The 16,945-nt window shown below is 39.9% G+C and carries 18 protein-coding genes and 1 pseudogene; 6 read left to right on the top strand and 13 right to left on the bottom strand.

The window, feature by feature from the left end:
* Nucleotides 1-9: 9 nt before the first annotated feature.
* From O3601_RS00345 to O3601_RS00330, 4 genes are all read right to left on the bottom strand, one after another.
* Nucleotides 10-750 carry an esterase family protein gene (locus O3601_RS00345; RefSeq protein WP_000546753.1) on the bottom strand — a complete coding sequence of 247 codons (741 nt, stop codon included), beginning with the start codon at nt 748-750 and terminating at the stop codon, nt 10-12.
* Between the two features lie 23 nt (nt 751-773).
* Complete coding sequence (locus tag O3601_RS00340; protein ID WP_219966580.1) at nt 774-1,598, bottom strand: alpha/beta hydrolase; 825 nt, start codon at nt 1,596-1,598, stop codon at nt 774-776.
* A 136-nt stretch (nt 1,599-1,734) separates the two neighbouring features.
* Nucleotides 1,735-2,949, bottom strand: a complete 1,215-nt coding sequence (thiI, locus tag O3601_RS00335) for a tRNA uracil 4-sulfurtransferase ThiI (protein ID WP_219966579.1) — start codon at nt 2,947-2,949, stop codon at nt 1,735-1,737.
* Nucleotides 2,950-2,957: 8 nt separating this feature from the next.
* Complete coding sequence (locus O3601_RS00330; RefSeq protein ID WP_219966578.1) at nt 2,958-4,100, bottom strand: cysteine desulfurase family protein; 1,143 nt, start codon at nt 4,098-4,100, stop codon at nt 2,958-2,960.
* Between the two features lie 138 nt (nt 4,101-4,238).
* On the opposite strand from O3601_RS00330, the gene O3601_RS00325 reads away from it, so the two are divergent.
* On the top strand, nt 4,239-4,676 hold the full coding sequence (locus O3601_RS00325) for a DUF6556 family protein (RefSeq protein ID WP_219966577.1): 438 nt from the start codon (nt 4,239-4,241) through the stop codon (nt 4,674-4,676).
* Between the two features lie 20 nt (nt 4,677-4,696).
* Here O3601_RS00325 and O3601_RS00320 read toward each other — a convergent pair.
* From O3601_RS00320 to glmU, 8 genes and pseudogenes are all read right to left on the bottom strand, one after another.
* Nucleotides 4,697-4,964, bottom strand: a pseudogene (locus tag O3601_RS00320) (IS5/IS1182 family transposase); the annotation flags it as partial.
* 342 nt (nt 4,965-5,306) lie between these two features.
* Entirely contained in the window at nt 5,307-7,070 is a 1,764-nt protein-coding gene (locus O3601_RS00315) for a glycerophosphoryl diester phosphodiesterase membrane domain-containing protein (RefSeq protein WP_371470082.1), read from the bottom strand.
* Nucleotides 7,071-7,078: 8 nt separating this feature from the next.
* The gene (locus O3601_RS00310; protein WP_371470081.1) at nt 7,079-7,669 is read right to left on the bottom strand and encodes a 3'-5' exonuclease; all 591 of its coding nucleotides are present in this window, start codon (nt 7,667-7,669) and stop codon (nt 7,079-7,081) included.
* 107 nt (nt 7,670-7,776) lie between these two features.
* Nucleotides 7,777-8,268, bottom strand: a complete 492-nt coding sequence (rocS, locus tag O3601_RS00305; protein WP_000021242.1) for a chromosome segregation protein RocS — start codon at nt 8,266-8,268, stop codon at nt 7,777-7,779.
* A 76-nt stretch (nt 8,269-8,344) separates the two neighbouring features.
* On the bottom strand, nt 8,345-9,037 hold the full coding sequence (locus O3601_RS00300) for a 5'-methylthioadenosine/adenosylhomocysteine nucleosidase (RefSeq protein WP_000689787.1): 693 nt from the start codon (nt 9,035-9,037) through the stop codon (nt 8,345-8,347).
* 16 nt (nt 9,038-9,053) lie between these two features.
* Nucleotides 9,054-9,365, bottom strand: a complete 312-nt coding sequence (gene macP, locus O3601_RS00295) for a cell wall synthase accessory phosphoprotein MacP (RefSeq protein ID WP_000517863.1) — start codon at nt 9,363-9,365, stop codon at nt 9,054-9,056.
* A gap of 11 nt (nt 9,366-9,376) precedes the next feature.
* Entirely contained in the window at nt 9,377-9,922 is a 546-nt protein-coding gene (locus O3601_RS00290) for an NUDIX hydrolase (RefSeq protein WP_371470066.1), read from the bottom strand.
* A gap of 9 nt (nt 9,923-9,931) precedes the next feature.
* Nucleotides 9,932-11,311 (bottom strand): bifunctional UDP-N-acetylglucosamine diphosphorylase/glucosamine-1-phosphate N-acetyltransferase GlmU, encoded by a 1,380-nt coding sequence (glmU, locus tag O3601_RS00285; protein WP_371470064.1) that lies wholly within the window; start codon nt 11,309-11,311, stop codon nt 9,932-9,934.
* A gap of 155 nt (nt 11,312-11,466) precedes the next feature.
* Between glmU and O3601_RS00280 the strand changes: the two genes are divergently transcribed.
* The 5 genes from O3601_RS00280 (at nt 11,467) to lysS (ending at nt 15,930) form a co-directional block, all read left to right on the top strand.
* Nucleotides 11,467-12,267, top strand: a complete 801-nt coding sequence (locus tag O3601_RS00280; RefSeq protein ID WP_371470063.1) for a glycoside hydrolase family 25 protein — start codon at nt 11,467-11,469, stop codon at nt 12,265-12,267.
* A gap of 93 nt (nt 12,268-12,360) precedes the next feature.
* Nucleotides 12,361-13,203 carry a DUF368 domain-containing protein gene (locus tag O3601_RS00275; RefSeq protein ID WP_261039548.1) on the top strand — a complete coding sequence of 281 codons (843 nt, stop codon included), beginning with the start codon at nt 12,361-12,363 and terminating at the stop codon, nt 13,201-13,203.
* Complete coding sequence (locus O3601_RS00270) at nt 13,203-13,685, top strand: aminoacyl-tRNA deacylase (RefSeq protein WP_261104723.1); 483 nt, start codon at nt 13,203-13,205, stop codon at nt 13,683-13,685. Before O3601_RS00275 ends, O3601_RS00270 begins: the two co-directional genes overlap by 1 nt.
* Nucleotides 13,685-14,302 (top strand): histidine phosphatase family protein, encoded by a 618-nt coding sequence (locus O3601_RS00265; protein WP_371470061.1) that lies wholly within the window; start codon nt 13,685-13,687, stop codon nt 14,300-14,302. Before O3601_RS00270 ends, O3601_RS00265 begins: the two co-directional genes overlap by 1 nt.
* A gap of 137 nt (nt 14,303-14,439) precedes the next feature.
* On the top strand, nt 14,440-15,930 hold the full coding sequence (lysS, locus tag O3601_RS00260; protein ID WP_371470059.1) for a lysine--tRNA ligase: 1,491 nt from the start codon (nt 14,440-14,442) through the stop codon (nt 15,928-15,930).
* A 167-nt stretch (nt 15,931-16,097) separates the two neighbouring features.
* Here the strand turns inward: lysS and O3601_RS00255 are convergent, their stop codons facing one another.
* A complete protein-coding gene (locus O3601_RS00255) occupies nt 16,098-16,937 on the bottom strand; it encodes an amino acid ABC transporter substrate-binding protein (protein WP_371470056.1) in 840 nt (279 codons plus the stop codon).
* Nucleotides 16,938-16,945 lie beyond the last annotated feature (8 nt).

Genomic DNA, 16,945 nt, shown 5'->3' with positions numbered 1-16,945 from the left:
TAACTCCTTTTATAAATAGAGATTGCCGAGGAAATAAGGCATTTGTTTGCGCCACCATTCCCAGTCGTGGGCGACATCGTGTCCCCATTCAGCAAACCAGGCTGGAATTTGTTTCTGGTCAAAGGCTTCTTTAAGCTTGTAGAAGGATGGCAGACCGTCTTGTTCCCAAGCTCCAAGTCCTGTACACAGCACAATCTCTGCCTGACGGTAACGGTCAATAAACCAGCCGTCGTTTTGGTTCCAGATATAATCAACTGGCGAGTTTTGGTAAATAGCATCGTCGTTATAGTAATCGCCGACAAAGAAACGTGCGTCGTAAACACCACTGAGAGCAATCACTTTGGTAAATACATCTGGATGCTGAAGGAAGAAATTGAGTGCATGGTAGGCGCCCATCGAGCAACCTGTCGTCATCATGCCATCAAACCAACCTGTCTTATGCTTGATAAAAGGAATGGCCTCCTCAATCACGTAGCGTTCGTAGGCACGGTGCATCTCCGCTTGGTCGTGACCGTTTTTCCAAGTGGCCAACCAACTCTCACTATCCACACTAGATAGGGTAAAGAATTGGACACGGCCTTCCTCAATAAAGGAAGCACAAGCATCAATCATGCCAAAATCATAGTATTCATTGTGACTACCACCTGATGAAGCAAAGACCACAACTGGAATCCCAGCATGACCATAACGGTTAAGGTACATTTCACGGTTAAGATGGCCACTCCAGTGGCTAAGATGTTCAATATGCATATTTTCTCCTTTCTTACTTTACCTTACCAGTTTTCTGCAAAAAATCTCAGACAGTCTGGTAAATTCTCCGACCAAGGGATTTCACTATGGATGGCACCAGACTGAACTTTCAAAACAAGATTATCTAAGTGTACCCCACCTGCTATCAAATCATGGTAATACTGAAGAGACGAGTCGATATAGGCTTGTTTGATATTGCCAGCCATCAAGGTCTTGTCTGTATCATCTGCTTCTTCTGTTCCAACATAGATAAAGATACGCTGGTCAGGCGATAGTTGCTGACGCTCGATATAGCGGTTAAAGGCTTCTTGGTGGAGCCAGTTGGCAGATGAAAAGACGCCCAAGCAACCAATTTGGTCTTGGTATTCCAAACCGATAAACTGGGTAATATTGCCTCCTAGTGAGGAACCAATCATGGCTGTATGCTGGCGGTCTGCTTTTGTACGATAAGTTTCATCAATAAAAGGCTTGACCACCTCCATGACAAACTCGGCATACTCCACACCCTTACCGCCAAACTGCTGCCCTGGGATTGGAGATTCTTGGAACTTCCAAGCTGCATACTCATTCATCCGCCCCATTCCATCATTGTCAATGGCTACGACAATCATGCGACTGATATCAGGATTACGCTTAATAGCTGGGATAATCTTCCATGAATGACCAATGAAAGACTCCTTACTATAAAAAACATTTTGCCCGTCATGAAAGTATACAACAGGATAGGAACGATTCGTGTCTTTCTCATAATCTTTAGGTAGAAGAACACGCACACGGCGCTCCTTACCTGTATAAGGAACCTTGAGTTTGTGTTCTTTCATTTTTAAATAAAAGTAGGATTGATTCATTGTCAGAAAACTCTCTATATTCAAAATTTTATTTCATTATATCACAATTATAGAAAAAAAGTTAGTTTTGCTTCCGTTTTTGGAATTAAAAACTAACTTTTTCATTTATTTTTCTAAATTCTTCTGGATTTTCTGATTAGAGCAAATTATCAATCAAGTCATCCACTTCATCTTTTTCAGCCTGCGGTGTAATCTCAGTAATCATGATTCCAGCCACAGCTCGCTCAACTAAACCTTCAACATCCATACGTGCTTCATACTGCTCTGCATTCTTAATCTTAGGATTAGTCTTTGGACGATCTGGCGCAAAAATGGTACAACAGTCTTCAAACGGTTGGATTGAAATGTCAAAGGTATCGATTTCCTGAGCAATGTCAATGATTTCCAACTTATCCATTGTCACAACTGGACGAATAATTGGAGTGTTGGTCACAGCGTTAATAGCCTGCATGCTTTCCAAGGTCTGGCTAGCTACTTGACCAAGACTTTCCCCATTGATAATAACCAATCCATTTCGTACCTCACGAATACGGTCAGTAATCCGCATCATAAAACGACGCGTCAAGGTCATGAGATAGGCTTCTGGCGCTTTGGCCTTGATTTCCTCTTGAATCTCTGTGAAAGGCACTTCGATAAACTGGATATTGCCCCCAAACTTGGTCAATTTACGAGTCAAATCTTGAGCTTTTTTAAGGGCTCCAGGACTGGTGTAAGGTGGACTAGCAAAGTGAACGGCCTCGATATCTACACCACGTTTCAGTGCAAGATAACCTGCTACAGGTGAGTCAATCCCTCCTGACAACATAAGCATCCCTTTACCTGAAGTTCCAACTGGCAAACCACCGGCCCCACGAATAGTTTCATAAGAAATATAAGCAGCTTCCTCACGAATCTCCACCTGAAGATTGATATCAGGATTTTTCATTTGAGCTTGCACATTTGGAATAGCTTCAAATACAGCTCCTCCAAGTGTTTGATTGAGTTCACGACTATCCAACTCAAAGTTGTGGTCGCTACGCTTGCTAGAAATTTTAAAGGTCATGCCATCCTTGTAGATATCTTTCATAATCTCTTGGACAGCAGACTTCAGAACTTCTACAGATTTTTCAACCTTATAAACAGGGGAAAAGTTTTGAATTCCAAAAACTTGTTTGAGCGATTCTGCTACTGCTGTGTAATCTGCTCCATTGAGGTAAGCGTGGGCACGGTCACGATCTGCCGTTACCTTAACTTGGGGATAGATAGACAAAACGTCTGAAATATTATTGCGAAGTTTATTGATGAAACGCATACGGTTTTTACCCTTAGTTGACAGCTCACCGTAGCGAATCATAATTTCTGAATATTGCATGAATGCTCCTATCTTACTTTTCTAGTTTGATTGTAAATCAATTTTAACTTGGTCAAAAACTGCTCGACCTGACTCATATCATTTTCAAGGTCTAAGCTTAGACGCACAGCTGACTGAGCCTTATCTTTGTCTACTCCCATAGCAATCAAGGTGCCAGCAGGTTTCCCAGCCTTGGACGAACAAGCAGAGGTCGTTGAGATGAAAATATCATAGTCTTCAAAGGCGTGAACAATAACCTCACCACGAACACCTTTGATTCCAAAAGTCAAGATATGAGGGGCAAAATCTTCCTCATCTGAAAAGACAAAAATATCTGGATAGTCCAGAAGGGCTTGGCGAATAACAGCTTTCATCTGTCCAGTCTTGGTCCTAAAGATATCTAGCTTTTCCATAGACAAACGGAGGGCCTTAGCTGTTGCTGCAATCCCTGCTACATTTTCAGTTGTCGAACGGTAATCACGCTCCTGACCACCACCAGTCAACAGTGGCGTAATTCTCTTACCAGACTTGATATAGACAAAACCAACACCACGAACTCCGTGGAACTTGTGACTAGAAAAAGTCGCGAAATCCACTCGTTCTGTCAGATACTTTTCAGTCGGAATCTTGGCAAGTGCCTGAACCGCATCAACGTGGAAGGAAATAGTCGGTTTGTCTGCCAATAGTTTTGAAATAGCCTCAATGGGCTGGATAGAACCGATTTCATTGTTAACTGCCATGATGGAAACGAGGGTCGTATCTGGTCGTATCAAATCTGCTAGCGCCTCAATATCGACAAATCCTTTCTCATTAACTGGAGCAAAATCCACTTCAAAACCTTGAGATTTCAACCAAAGAGCTGATTCCTTGACTGCTGGATGTTCAATGGCTGATACGATGATGTGCTTGCCAAACTGGGCTTTTTCAAAGGCCACACCCTTGATAACCCAGTTATCTCCTTCTGTCCCACCAGATGTAAAGAAGATTTCATCACTTTTCTTACCGATTAAATCTGCAATCTGTTGACGGGAAGCATCTAAAATTCGTGTTGCCTGGTCTCCCAAACGATGGAGACTAGATGGATTTCCTAAAATTTTTGAAGCGACCTGCATATAAGTTTCAAGTGCTTCAGGATAGGGCTTAGTCGTCGCCGAATTATCAAAGTAAATCATGTTTTCTCACGCTTTCTAAAATCACTCCTTCTATTGTATCATGAAACGGAGCCTGCGACAAGAAAGGGCAATTCCTCTTTTTTTAAGATTTTTTTAAAGAAATGCGGTATAATAAGTTTTAATCAAAGGAGAGAATGTATGTCTAATTATCGTAGAACTTCAAAACCAAAAACAGAACACATCAAAAAAGGCTTTACAGTCTTTCAAAAAACCGTTGCTACTATCGGTAGTATTCTTGGCTTAATTACCGCAAGTATCACTATCATGAACGCCTTGGATAATAACAAAAATACTAAAAAAGAACCTACGACAAGCCAGACGACAACCATTGTCAAAGAAATTCAAAAGGAATCCCCTAAGGAAAATACTAGTCCCAATAAGGAAAATCACACCACTCAAGAAAAAACACAACAAGAAGAAACGCCAAAATCTAGCGTCAAGGAAGAGCAAAAAGAAGAACAGAAAACATCAACTCAGGATTCTTCTACTCCTGCTCCTACTCCAAGTAAACCTGCTACTGAAAACGAAAAACAGGCCAATACGCCAACTTCAGAAAATAAAAGCAATCCTCAGTAAGCACATGATCTAAGAAAAAATCAACTCAAAAAATAAAACTGCGCAGTAACTTCTGTCTTGACCACAATCAAGCTAAAGAGAGACTGTGTTTTTGTATAATTGATGTTTTAGATGCTAGATTCTTGACCAATTTTGTGAGATTCATACTCATAAAGATGAATCCTAGCGATGTTATGACAGCTTATTTATTTCTAACATAAACTCTGCACATGCCAACAATACTCTCTCATCTGCCCCAAAAGGGGAAACATCCATTTTCTGTTTGACATAAATTCGAAAGCCTTCTTCACGCAGAAGTTAGTAACCCTTTTACATCTGACATAAATAACCTAGTTCAACCACTTCATAGGCATTACTTCCTGTTTTATTCTTATTTCATACTCTTCGAAAATCTCTTCAAACCACGTCAGCATCGCCTTACCGTACGTATGTTACTGACTTCGTCAGTTTTATCTGCAACTTCAAAGTTGTACTTTGAGCAACCTGCGGCCAGCTTCCTAGTTTGCTCTTTGATTTTCATTGAGTATCAATTATAAACCATGGCATAAAAAAACGAGCATATCCAACTGATACATCGCTCGTTTTTTTGATATTTTAGAGGTGATTTTTTGCTCAACCTCTTTTTGCTTACTAAAAATTAAAGAATTCCATGGCCTGTTTGAAAAGCAATTCAGTATACTCTGGGTCTTCTTGGGCAATGGTAACTTGATCTTGAATCATTTCCAAATCATCCGTTATCATGCCATCAGCTCCTAGCTGAACAGATTTATCAAAAGACTCTGAACTATTGATGGTCCACACGTACAATTTTTGATCGGTATTCCAAAGCTTGTTGACAAAATTTTCATCTAAAGTTGAATACTCCATGGTGTAACCTGTAGCCTTGGTTCTTGGAAAAATACTATTGTAAGGTAGGATGAAATAGACTGGAATTTGTGAATCGTAGGCTAAAACCTGGTCAATCACATGGTAATCCAAGGATTGCATTTGGTGACCATTCTGCTTCAGAACCGTTCCATATTTTTCCAAAAAGCGTTTCATCATATCTGAGCTATCTTTTCGACTGGTTTTAATCTCAATAAGAAGTTTTTGATGTAATTCATTGGCTTTATTGAGATAATCATCAAAACTAGACACCTTGCTATGATAACCATTTTCTGAAATATTTAGTTTAGTTAATTCTTCCAAAGTTAAATCTTGGGGATTGGCATTGACTCCTGTCAGATTCTTGATATTGGCATCATGCATCATGACAAACTGGCCATCTTTTGTTTCCTGAACATCTGTCTCAACGAAATCTGGAGATAACTGAGCAGTTTTTTCTAGTGATTGGACGGTATTTTGAACACCATTTTTATCTGAAACACCGCGATGAGAGATAATTAAAGGTTTATTGGCAACTGGAGCTTCCAAATAAACATAACCCTCAAGAGCGAAAAAAATACCGGCACAGCCCATCACTCCCCATCTCATCCAGTGATCTTTCTTTCTCCTTGGCGTGATTTCTAGTTCTTCTCCTGTTAAGAAGGAAACGAACTTAATGAGAAAGTAAGTTAAGGCCATATAGTGGAAATTCTTAATCAAGACAAAGTTAATAATTCCCAGAACAAGAGATTCCTTATGGGTCAGACCATCCATCAGTGCCTGACCTGCTAAGATTGGAATCAATAAAAGAATGAAAAATAGGTAGGTTTTGACGACAATCCAAAATAAGTTCCAGATATAAAACCAAGAATGTTTTTTCGTTTTTTTCAAGCTATAACTGATTGACTCTTTAACCCTTCTTCGATCAAAAAAAATCTGGGGTAAAGCGAACATTAAACGAACGGAAATATAAAACATCATCTGAGCAAATATAAAAATAATTAATCCTAACAGCCAATACTTATCTTCAAAGTATGTCACAATAAAATCAGGAATAACAATTTTATTGAGATAATAAATCTTTAAAATCTTTCGAATCAATGGAAAAAGCATCATGACATAAAAGAAGATAAAGGCCATTTTGGAAATCGTCACTTGTCTCATGAATAAGAAACTCTGACGAAAGACCTTGCGACTGTACTCCAGCAGAGTTCTCTTTTCATGATAGAGGAGGTGTCGAGCTCCGATAAAGAGAAGCCCTATCTGGTAATAGGCGATTAGTAAATTAACGATTACCAGAACAAATAAAGCAAGACTAACAAAGGGAGAACCCTTTATAATAGCAAAAATATTATTGTAGGAAAGAAAGAGATAACCTGTCTGACGGAGCAAAAGTCCAGCAATCCAAGAATTTGATGGTAACCAGACAAACTCAATCATCATGAATATCAAGAAAAAGAGAAAGAGGATTTTATCAAGATTGAGGTAAATCTGTTTAAAACCCAATTTTTTAGGTTTTTCAGGTTTCATAGGCACTCCTAGTCAAATAATTGGGACAAGTCCAAGCCTCCAAAAGGATTGTTCGAGAGGTTACTTTCTGCCTCTAACAATTCTCTAGCTTGATCCGACTCTAGAAAGGACTCGTAAACACGCGCCGTCATCCGAGCATCCTCTAAGCTATTATGAGACTGACCTTGAAATCCAAGAAACGAGGCAACAGTTTGCAATTTGAGATTGGCAATACCATGTAAATCCGAACTCCGTCGTTCAAAAGCTTCATCATACAGATCTACCTTGTACTGCTGGCTGTAGTCTAAACCATGTTCTGCTAGAATAGGCAAATCACTTTTAGCAGCATTGTATCCTACCATCGGTAAAGAACCCACAAACTCTTGGAAATCTTTTATAACTTTCTCCACTGGAGGAGCATCTTTTAAGATCTCAGCCGTAATCCCAGTCAAACCATTGATAAAGCTTTTTAGAGGTACATTGGTATGAACATAGGAATCATAGGCATCGATTTCCTGTCCATCTCTAAAATGCACTGCCGATACTTGAATCAAGTGTGTTTGTCCTTCGTGCTGATTAAATTCTAAGTCAAAAGCAATGTACTCTTCTAATCGTTCCATTCTATACCTCTCTTCTACTATCTCTCTTCTTATTCTATTTGAGCAACTATACTATTTAGAAACAAAAGAAGCCATCAGGTTAGCATTTAACCTAAACAGCTCCTTGATTATCCTCCAAATAAACGAGCAAAAAAGCCTTTCTTAGTGGATTGGACTTCTTCTTTTGCTTGGTCCAGCTCTAGCTTGAGATTTTCTTGATCCTTCATGGCTTGAAGAGTCAATTGTTGCTGCTGATCTAGTTGTTTGTCTTTCTCAGCAATCTGACGGTCTTTGATGCGCATCTGCTCATCTTTTTCTGATAGCTGACGATCCTTGGCTTTTAATTGTTCATAAAGACGGAGAATTTCTGCATTCTTCTCATCAACTAGAATCTCCATCAGTTCACGTTGCTTGACATCTTCACTGACAGGCTCATCTTCAAAAATCGTTTTTTTATAGATTTCTTCTAGCTTAATCAAGCCGCTTCTAGTAACTACTGTTACCCCTTTGTCATTTTTATCTGTGTCTTCTTCTGGTAATTCTTTGACACGGTTATTGATTGCTTGGCGAGATAATCCTAAGACCTCTGCAATCTCACTGACGGTCATTTCAATACTCATAATATCCTCTGAAACGTTTTCTAGCTTTTCTTTACTTAAATCTTATCATAAGCTAGAAAAACTGTCAAATTTTCGCTTAATCTAAAGCCTTCAAAAAGGCTAATAAGACTTGGGCAGAGCGACGTCCAGCTTCGATAATAAACTCATCAAAAGAGATGTTTGCTTCATGGTTGGCATTATCACTCATAGCTCGGATGACTAAGACTGGAAGATTAAGGGCATGCGCTGCCTGAGCAATAGCTGCCCCCTCCATCTCAACAGCCAAAACATCTGGGAAATGGGACTTAATCGCTTCTATCTTATCATTTCCTGCAACAAAACTATCTCCTGTAGCAATCAATCCAAGATGCCATTTTTGGTCCAATCGAGATAAACTTTCTTGAATTTTAGCAACAAAAGTTTTATCTGATTCGAAATAAAGCGGTTGTTGCGCCATTTGTCCATAAGCATATCCAAAAGCTGTAACATCCACGTCATGATAGGCTAATTTGTCAGCAATCACAACATCTCCAACAGAAATACCCTCTGCTACTGCCCCAGCAGATCCTGTGTTAATCAAAGCATCCACTTGGAAATGATCAGCCAAAATCGCCACACTCATAGCAGACATGACTTTACCAATTCCACTCTCTACGAGAACGACTTCATGCGAAGCAATGGTTCCTGTATGATAGGTATTCCCCAAAACAATTTGCTCTTGGGTATTGTCTAAATGCTGGACCAGATAAGCCAGTTCTTCTGGCATAGCAGCTATAATTCCTATTTTCATTTCAATTCCTTTTCTATTACAAAAGTTTCATTGCTAAGACAAGCAAAATCAAGAGAAAGATGACTGCAAATAAGATTTTATTCAGTTTAGAATTGAAGATATTTCTCTTGGTATTTTCAATGCGACGGCTTTTATGAATAGACGGTTCGACCTGAATCTTCAAGGTTTCCTGGCTAAAACCATGCCCCTTAGGATTGGCATAACCAAAACGGGAAGAAGAGGTTGGTAAAATCTTAGTCTCCTCATCATCAAGTAAAGGAGGACCTGAAATTTTTTCGCCTCTATTAGCTCTTTCAATCATTTCATCCGTTAATAAAGGTTTACCCATACTGACCTCCTCTATTTTTTATGCAATTCCCAATACTGAACAGCCATAATTGTCTTGGCATCACAGATATGACCTAGTTGGATCAATTCCTTGGCTTCTTCTAGACTCACTTCAAGAACTTCCAAGGTTTCATCCTCATCCTGCGGACGCGGATTTTCCACCTTTTTCAAATCGCTTGCTAGGTATAGTTTTAACTTTTCATTACAAAAGCCAATGGCTGAATAAAAATCGTACAAGAGTTCTAATTTCCCTGTATAGGCTGTTTCTTCTTCTAATTCACGCAGGGCTGCTGCGACAGGGTCTGTGTTTTCTCCTACTTCCAATTTTCCTGCTGGAATTTCGTAAGAGACAGCCTCGATAGCTTTGCGGTACTGCTTGACCAAGATAAGTTTTTGCTCATCCGTTACTGCTAAAACACAGACAGCTCCATTGTGGAAAATCAAATCCCGTTGGGCAGTTCCCTTGCCTTCTGGTAATTCAACCTGATCTTGGACCAGTTTAAATATTGGTCCTTGATAGATTTCTTTACGGCTAAGCGTTTTTTCTTCAAATTCCATGATAGACTCCTACTGATTCTTAGGATGATGAGGTAGGCGAGTTGCATATTCGTCTTTATTAACCTGACGACCGCGACCAATAGCAATGGCATCCGCTGGAACATCTTTAGTAATAGTTGAACCAGCTCCAACGAGGGAATTGTCACCTAACTCAACTGGCGCAATAATGGTTGAATTTGAACCAACAAAGACATTGTTACCGATGACTGTCTTGTATTTGTTTTTGCCGTCATAGTTGACTGTAATGGTTCCTGCACCAAAATTAACCTTGCTACCCACTTCACAATTTCCGATATAAGTCAAATGACCAGCCTTAGTATTCTCGCCGATAGAAGAACCTTTCACCTCAACAAAGTTTCCAATATGGACTTGGGCACCTAGAGTTGAACCTGGACGAATGTGGGCATACGGACCGACTGTCACTCCGTCAGCAACACTACTTTCTTCAATCATAGAGTTGGTAATAACAGCTCCTGCTCCGATAGTGCTATCCACTACATAAGTACCATTTGTCAAAACAGTTTCAGCACCAATTTTCGTTTGCCCCTTCAAGGTAACATTGGCTTCGATTTGAACTTCCGGAGCAATCTCAACATCAATATCTATATAAGTTGCTTCTGGATTGACAAAGCTAACACCATTGACCATGTGCTGATGATTGATGCGACGACGCATAACTGACTCAGCTGTCGCAAGTGCCACACGGTCATTTACCCCAAGACTTTCATCAAAATCTTTCAAAGTATAAGCACCAACTTTTTCACCAGCTTCACGGAAAATTCCAATGACATCTGTAATATAGTATTCACCTTGAGCATTGTTGGTATTGATATTTTTCAAAGCCTCAAACAGACGCTCGTTGTCAAAGACGTATGTTCCAGTGTTAATTTCCTTGATTTGCTTTTCAAAATCTGTAGCATCCTTCTGCTCAACAATGCGAAGAACTTCAGCATTATCATTACGAACAATTCGTCCATAGCCAAAAGGATTATCCGTTTCAGCAGTCAAGATAGTAGCCACATTTTTATGATTGATGTGGAAATCAATCAAGTTTTTCAAGCTCTCACCTGTGATTAAAGGAGTATCCCCTGCGATGACCAAGGTGTGACCAGACAAACCTTCTAGAATAGGCTCTGTCATCATAACCGCATGACCAGTTCCCAACTGTTCAGATTGAGTCACAAATTCTGTCTGCCCAGCCAAGACCTGCTCAACCAATTCTGCCTTGTGTCCGACAACTGTTACTGTCTTTTCAGGTTTGATAGCTCCCACACTACGGAAAACATGTTCCAGCATAGAAATACCCGCAACCTTGTGCAAAACTTTTGGCAAATCAGATTTCATGCGAGTCCCTTTACCCGCTGCTAAAATAATGGCATAATTTGACATAATCTTCTCTTTTCTCTAGAAATTCCCTTTTATTATACCATATTTCAAATCATTCCGCGCTTTTGAATGAAAAAATGCTCCAAAGTCCCTTCCTTAACCCATTTTTTGAGTATTTTTTTTGATTTTTTTTCATTTTTAAGGTAAAATTATGAGATATGAGAAAGAAAATTAATCCGCTTATTTTATTTGGTTTTTTTGGGATTATGATTTTCATTTTAATCCTAAATCGCCCTCGTTTTGAGGACCATCCTGTAAAAACAAAGTCAAATATTGCGCAAGTAGAGACACAAGCGCTACATAACATAGATAAACCAATAATTGATGTTTCTGGTTGGCAACGCCCTGAAGAAATTAATTACGATACACTTTCCCAAAACATATCTGGAGCTATCGTTCGCGTCCATAGTGGTGCTCAAACGTCCAAAGAAAACGATGCTGCCTTTGTTAATGGGGTAGATAAGGCCTTTAAAACCCATATTACTGAGTTTCAAAAACGAAATGTCCCAGTTGGTGTATATGCTTATTTAGCTGGAAAAAGTGTCCAAGAAATGGAAAAAGCCGCTGAAGTTTTTTATAACGCCTCTTCACCATACAGCCCTAGTTACTATTGGCTAGACGTGGAAGAAAAAACCATGTCCAATATGAACGAGGGTGTTGAAGCCTTTCGAGCAAAGCTAGAATCACTTGGTGCTAAAAACATCGGTATCTACGTTGGGGTCTACTTCATGGAAGAACACAGTATTGATACAGACAAGTTTACGTCTGTTTGGATTCCTTCCTATGGTTCAAATACTGGATTTTTCGAGAGCAAACCTAATACGGACTTAGATTATGATATTCACCAATACACATCTAAAGGAAAAATTGCTGGCTTTGACCACGATTTGGATATTAACGTCATCTCTTCCTTAAAAAACAAAGAAGAAACCTTTAGAAAAATTTTTTTAAAACCTTAAAGCATTTGTTTATCATTTGCTTTTTCTTTTTGTGTTTGATTGTGATACAATATAGTAAGGATTTTTTGAAATAGAAATAGTTGGAGGAAGTATATGCTCTCATGGTTAGCACGCCTTATTAAAGGGATTGTCATTGCTCTTGGATTTATCTTACCGGGGATTTCCGGAGGGGTTCTAGCAGCAATCTTAGGAATTTACGAACGGATGATTGGCTTTCTGGCCCATCCCTTTAAAGACTTTAAAGAAAATGTTTTGTACTTTATTCCAGTTGCGATTGGTATGCTTCTGGGAATCGGCTTATTTTCCTACCCGATTGAATACCTGCTTGAAAATTATCAGGTCTTTGTCTTATGGAGCTTTGCGGGGGCTATCATTGGTACTGTTCCTAGCCTTCTCAAAGAATCAACTCGAGAATCTGACCGAGACAAGATTGATTTAGCTTGGTTCTGGACAACCTTTATCATTTCTGGACTAGGTCTCTATGCCTTAAATTTCGTCGTTGGAACCTTAAGTGCCAGCTTTCTTAATTTCGTCCTAGCAGGTGCACTACTGGCTCTTGGTGTATTGGTTCCTGGTCTCAGTCCATCAAATCTACTTTTGATTTTGGGACTCTATGCTCCTATGTTGACAGGTTTCAAAACCTTTGACCTCTTGGGCACCTTCTTCCCGATTGGAATCGGAGCAGGTGCCACTCTCATCATTTTTTCAAAATTGATGGATTATGCCTTAAACAACTACCACTCACGTGTCTATCATTTCATCATCGGAATCGTCCTATCAAGTACCCTTTTAATCTTGATTCCAAATGCAGGAAACGCTGAAAGCATCCAATACACAGGCCTTTCACTTGTTGGGTATGTCATCATTGCCTTCTTCTTCGCCTTGGGAATCTGGCTTGGTATTTGGATGAGCCAATTGGAGGATAAGTATAAATAATGGCAAAAAAAGTTAAAATCAAAAAAACATTAGTGGAACAAATCCTGTCTAAAGCAAATATCCCACATCAGGGGATTCAAATCAATGCCCTGGAAGGAGAGCTTCCTCAAGGTTATGAACGAGATCAGATTTTCAAAACCTTGGCTCTTTTGGGAGATAAAACAGGACCGATTATCGGAATTGTGCCTATCACTCAACACTTGTCGGAAAAGAAACTAGCCAAAATTTCTGGCAATAAAAAAGTGAGCATGATTCCACAAAAGGACTTGGAAAAAACAACAGGTTATATTCATGGAGCCAATAATCCCGTCGGAATTCGTCAGAAACACAATTATCCCATTTTTATCGATAAGATCGCTCTAGACTTGGATCAAATGATTGTCTCTGCAGGCGAAGTTGGTCACAGTATTATCGTCGCTCCCCAAGACTTGGCTAGCTTTGTAAAAGCTGACTTTGCAGATATCTTGGAGGACAGCAAGTAATGAAACTCTACTTTGTCCGCCACGGTCGTACCGTCTGGAACCAAGAAGGTCGTTTTCAAGGTGCTAGTGGAGATTCTCCTCTTCTTCCTGAATCCATTGAAACCCTAAAACAACTTGGCCAATATCTCAAGGATATTCCTTTCGATCAGATTTATTCAAGTGATTTACCTCGAGCGGTCAAATCTGCTGAAATTATCCAAAGTCAACTCCAGATCCCCTGTCCTTTAGAAAGTGTCCCTAATCTCCGTGAATGGCAACTTGGGAAGTTAGAAGGTTTGAAAATTGCAACCTTGGAATCTATTTACCCACAACAAATCAAAGCTTTTCGATCTAATCTTGCTCAATTTGACACTCAAATGTTTGGAGCCGAATCCCTCTATAGCACAACACAACGAACTATCCAATTTATCAAATCCTTAAAAGATAGTCCGGCTGAGCGTATTCTAATTGTCGGTCACGGTGCTAATCTCACTGCCAGTATTCGTACTCTTCTAGGATATAAAGAACCACTTCTTCGCAAAGATGGCGGTCTAGCAAATGCCAGCCTGACCATTCTAGAAACCAATGATTTTGAAACATTTACTCTCGATACTTGGAATGATACTTCCTATCAATAACAGAACTTGATTTTAGCGTCAAGTTCTTTTTAGTTTTGAAAGATTATCCGTGAATTTCTTGCTTATTTATGATAAAATGGGAGTATCGCAAAAAATGACTCATCGTATTCAATTTTGAGTAAAACTAGGAGGATCCCATGTCAACAGAACATATGGAAGAACTAAATGACCAGCAGATCGTTCGCCGTGAAAAAATGGCTGCGCTCCGTGAACAAGGAATCGATCCCTTCGGAAAACGCTTTGAACGTACTGCAAATTCACAAGAATTAAAAGATAAATATGCTGACCTCGATAAAGAACAATTACATGATAAAAACGAAACAGCTACTATCGCAGGACGCTTGGTCACCAAACGTGGTAAAGGTAAAGTAGGTTTTGCACACCTTCAAGACCGCGAAGGTCAAATCCAAATCTACGTTCGTAAGGATGCTGTCGGTGAAGAAAACTACGAAATCTTCAAAAAAGCAGACCTTGGTGATTTTCTTGGTGTCGAAGGTGAAGTGATGCGTACAGATATGGGAGAACTCTCTATCAAGGCTACTCACATCACACACTTGTCTAAAGCACTTCGCCCACTTCCTGAGAAATTCCACGGTTTGACAGATGTTGAAACAATTTACCGTAAACGTTACCTCGACTTGATTTCTAACCGTGAAAGCTTTGAGCGCTTTGTCACTCGTTCAAAAATCATCTCTGAAATCCGTCGTTACCTTGACCAAAAAGGTTTCCTTGAAGTGGAAACACCTGTTCTTCACAACGAAGCTGGTGGTGCTGCTGCCCGTCCATTTATCACACACCACAATGCCCAAAATATTGACATGGTGCTTCGTATCGCTACTGAGCTTCACTTGAAACGCCTTATCGTGGGTGGTATGGAACGTGTCTATGAAATCGGCCGTATCTTCCGTAACGAGGGAATGGATGCTACTCATAACCCTGAGTTTACTTCTATCGAAGTTTACCAAGCTTATGCAGACTTCCAAGACATCATGGACTTGACTGAAGGTATTATCCAACACGCTGCTAAATCAGTCAAAGGTGATGGCCCAGTTAACTATCAAGGTACTGAAATCAAAATCAACGAACCATTCAAACGTGTTCACATGGTTGATGCTATCAAGGAAATTACTGGTGTAGATTTCTGGCAAAATATGACTTTTGAAGAAGCAAAAGCTATCGCTGCTGAGAAGAAAGTTCCAGTTGAGAAACACTACACTGAGGTTGGTCACATCATCAATGCCTTCTTTGAAGAGTTTGTTGAAGAAACCTTGATCCAACCAACCTTTGTCTATGGCCATCCAGTAGCTGTATCTCCACTGGCTAAGAAGAATCCTGAAGACGAACGCTTTACTGACCGTTTCGAGCTCTTCATCATGACTAAGGAGTACGGTAATGCCTTTACTGAGCTCAACGACCCAATCGACCAACTTAGCCGTTTCGAAGCCCAAGCTAAAGCTAAAGAACTTGGTGACGATGAAGCGACAGGCATCGACTACGACTACATCGAAGCTCTTGAATACGGTATGCCACCAACAGGTGGTTTGGGAATCGGTATTGACCGTCTCTGCATGCTCCTCACTGATACAACTACTATCCGTGATGTATTGCTCTTCCCAACAATGAAATAATACTCTTCGAAAATCAAATTCAAACCACGTCAGCGTTGCCTTGCCGTACTCAAGTACAGCCTGCGGCTAGCTTCCTAGTTTGCTCTTTGATTTTCATTGAGTATAAGCTCTTATCCTCTGGCTCTTGCCAGGGGATTTTTTGATGCAAAAAGAGACTGAGTAAAAACTCAATCTCTACTTTTCACTTCTTTGGTTGCTACATCTTCTCCAAACCATTTCTGGCTGATTTCCTGGAACTTTCCTTCTTGGTATAGTTGAATAAAGGCTTGGTTTAAAGCTTGTAGTAATCTTTTGTCAGCAGGTCTAACTCCGACTGCAAAAGATTCACTTTCAAATCCAGCTGAAAAGACATTATAGTCATTTAATATCCCCTCAGACTGAAGGTAATAATTAGCATACACTCGGTCAATCAACAAGGCATCAATACGGTCATTCTTCAAATCAATCACAGCTTCATTGAAACTCTGGTATTGATTGGCCTTCTGGTCTTTGACACGATTTTTCAGTAAATCTGGCTGGGCTTCAAAGTCTAAATAACCAGAGGAACCGGCTTGGGCTCCCAAGGTCTTATCCTTCATATCCTCTACTGAATGAATTTGCCGGCTTTTCTTAGCAACCAGAACCTGCTGATTTTCCATATATGGAATGCTAAAGGCAACCTTTTCTCGGCGTTCATCAGTGGCAGAATAGCCATTCCAGATGGCGTCTATGGTTCCATTCTGCAGTTCCGTCTCCTTCATATCCCAGTCGATTGGCTGAAATTGAACCTTAAAGCCTAATTTTTCAGAGACTGCTTGTGCTAAATCAATATCAAAGCCTGTATATTGACCATTCTTTTCTTCAAATCCCATAGGTACGAAAGTATTATCAAAACCAATAGTAATGCTCCCCTGCTCTTGATACTTATCCCAGTTATCCTGCTTTGGATCACTAGCCTTCTGAGTACAGGCCGTTAAAAAGAGAGTCAGGAGCGAAACCAACACTAAAGCAATTTTCTTATTAGTCATTGGCACCT

The organism is Streptococcus sp. 20925_1_69 (assembly GCF_041432365.1).
Taxonomy (GTDB): domain Bacteria; phylum Bacillota; class Bacilli; order Lactobacillales; family Streptococcaceae; genus Streptococcus.
The sequence above is the reverse complement of the archived record's forward strand: the minus strand, read 5'-3'. Positions and strand labels throughout refer to the sequence as shown.

Coding starts and splice junctions, on each gene's coding strand:
- O3601_RS00345 (WP_000546753.1), bottom strand. CDS start 750: ATGCATATTGAACATCTTAGCCACTGGAGTGGCCATCTTAACCGTGAA.
- O3601_RS00340 (WP_219966580.1), bottom strand. CDS start 1,598: ATGAATCAATCCTACTTTTATTTAAAAATGAAAGAACACAAACTCAAG.
- thiI (WP_219966579.1), bottom strand. CDS start 2,949: ATGCAATATTCAGAAATTATGATTCGCTACGGTGAGCTGTCAACTAAG.
- O3601_RS00330 (WP_219966578.1), bottom strand. CDS start 4,100: ATGATTTACTTTGATAATTCGGCGACGACTAAGCCCTATCCTGAAGCA.
- O3601_RS00325 (WP_219966577.1), top strand. CDS start 4,239: ATGTCTAATTATCGTAGAACTTCAAAACCAAAAACAGAACACATCAAA.
- O3601_RS00315 (WP_371470082.1), bottom strand. CDS start 7,070: ATGAAACCTGAAAAACCTAAAAAATTGGGTTTTAAACAGATTTACCTC.
- O3601_RS00310 (WP_371470081.1), bottom strand. CDS start 7,669: ATGGAACGATTAGAAGAGTACATTGCTTTTGACTTAGAATTTAATCAG.
- rocS (WP_000021242.1), bottom strand. CDS start 8,268: ATGAGTATTGAAATGACCGTCAGTGAGATTGCAGAGGTCTTAGGATTA.
- O3601_RS00300 (WP_000689787.1), bottom strand. CDS start 9,037: ATGAAAATAGGAATTATAGCTGCTATGCCAGAAGAACTGGCTTATCTG.
- macP (WP_000517863.1), bottom strand. CDS start 9,365: ATGGGTAAACCTTTATTAACGGATGAAATGATTGAAAGAGCTAATAGA.
- O3601_RS00290 (WP_371470066.1), bottom strand. CDS start 9,922: ATGGAATTTGAAGAAAAAACGCTTAGCCGTAAAGAAATCTATCAAGGA.
- glmU (WP_371470064.1), bottom strand. CDS start 11,311: ATGTCAAATTATGCCATTATTTTAGCAGCGGGTAAAGGGACTCGCATG.
- O3601_RS00280 (WP_371470063.1), top strand. CDS start 11,467: ATGAGAAAGAAAATTAATCCGCTTATTTTATTTGGTTTTTTTGGGATT.
- O3601_RS00275 (WP_261039548.1), top strand. CDS start 12,361: ATGCTCTCATGGTTAGCACGCCTTATTAAAGGGATTGTCATTGCTCTT.
- O3601_RS00270 (WP_261104723.1), top strand. CDS start 13,203: ATGGCAAAAAAAGTTAAAATCAAAAAAACATTAGTGGAACAAATCCTG.
- O3601_RS00265 (WP_371470061.1), top strand. CDS start 13,685: ATGAAACTCTACTTTGTCCGCCACGGTCGTACCGTCTGGAACCAAGAA.
- lysS (WP_371470059.1), top strand. CDS start 14,440: ATGTCAACAGAACATATGGAAGAACTAAATGACCAGCAGATCGTTCGC.
- O3601_RS00255 (WP_371470056.1), bottom strand. CDS start 16,937: ATGACTAATAAGAAAATTGCTTTAGTGTTGGTTTCGCTCCTGACTCTC.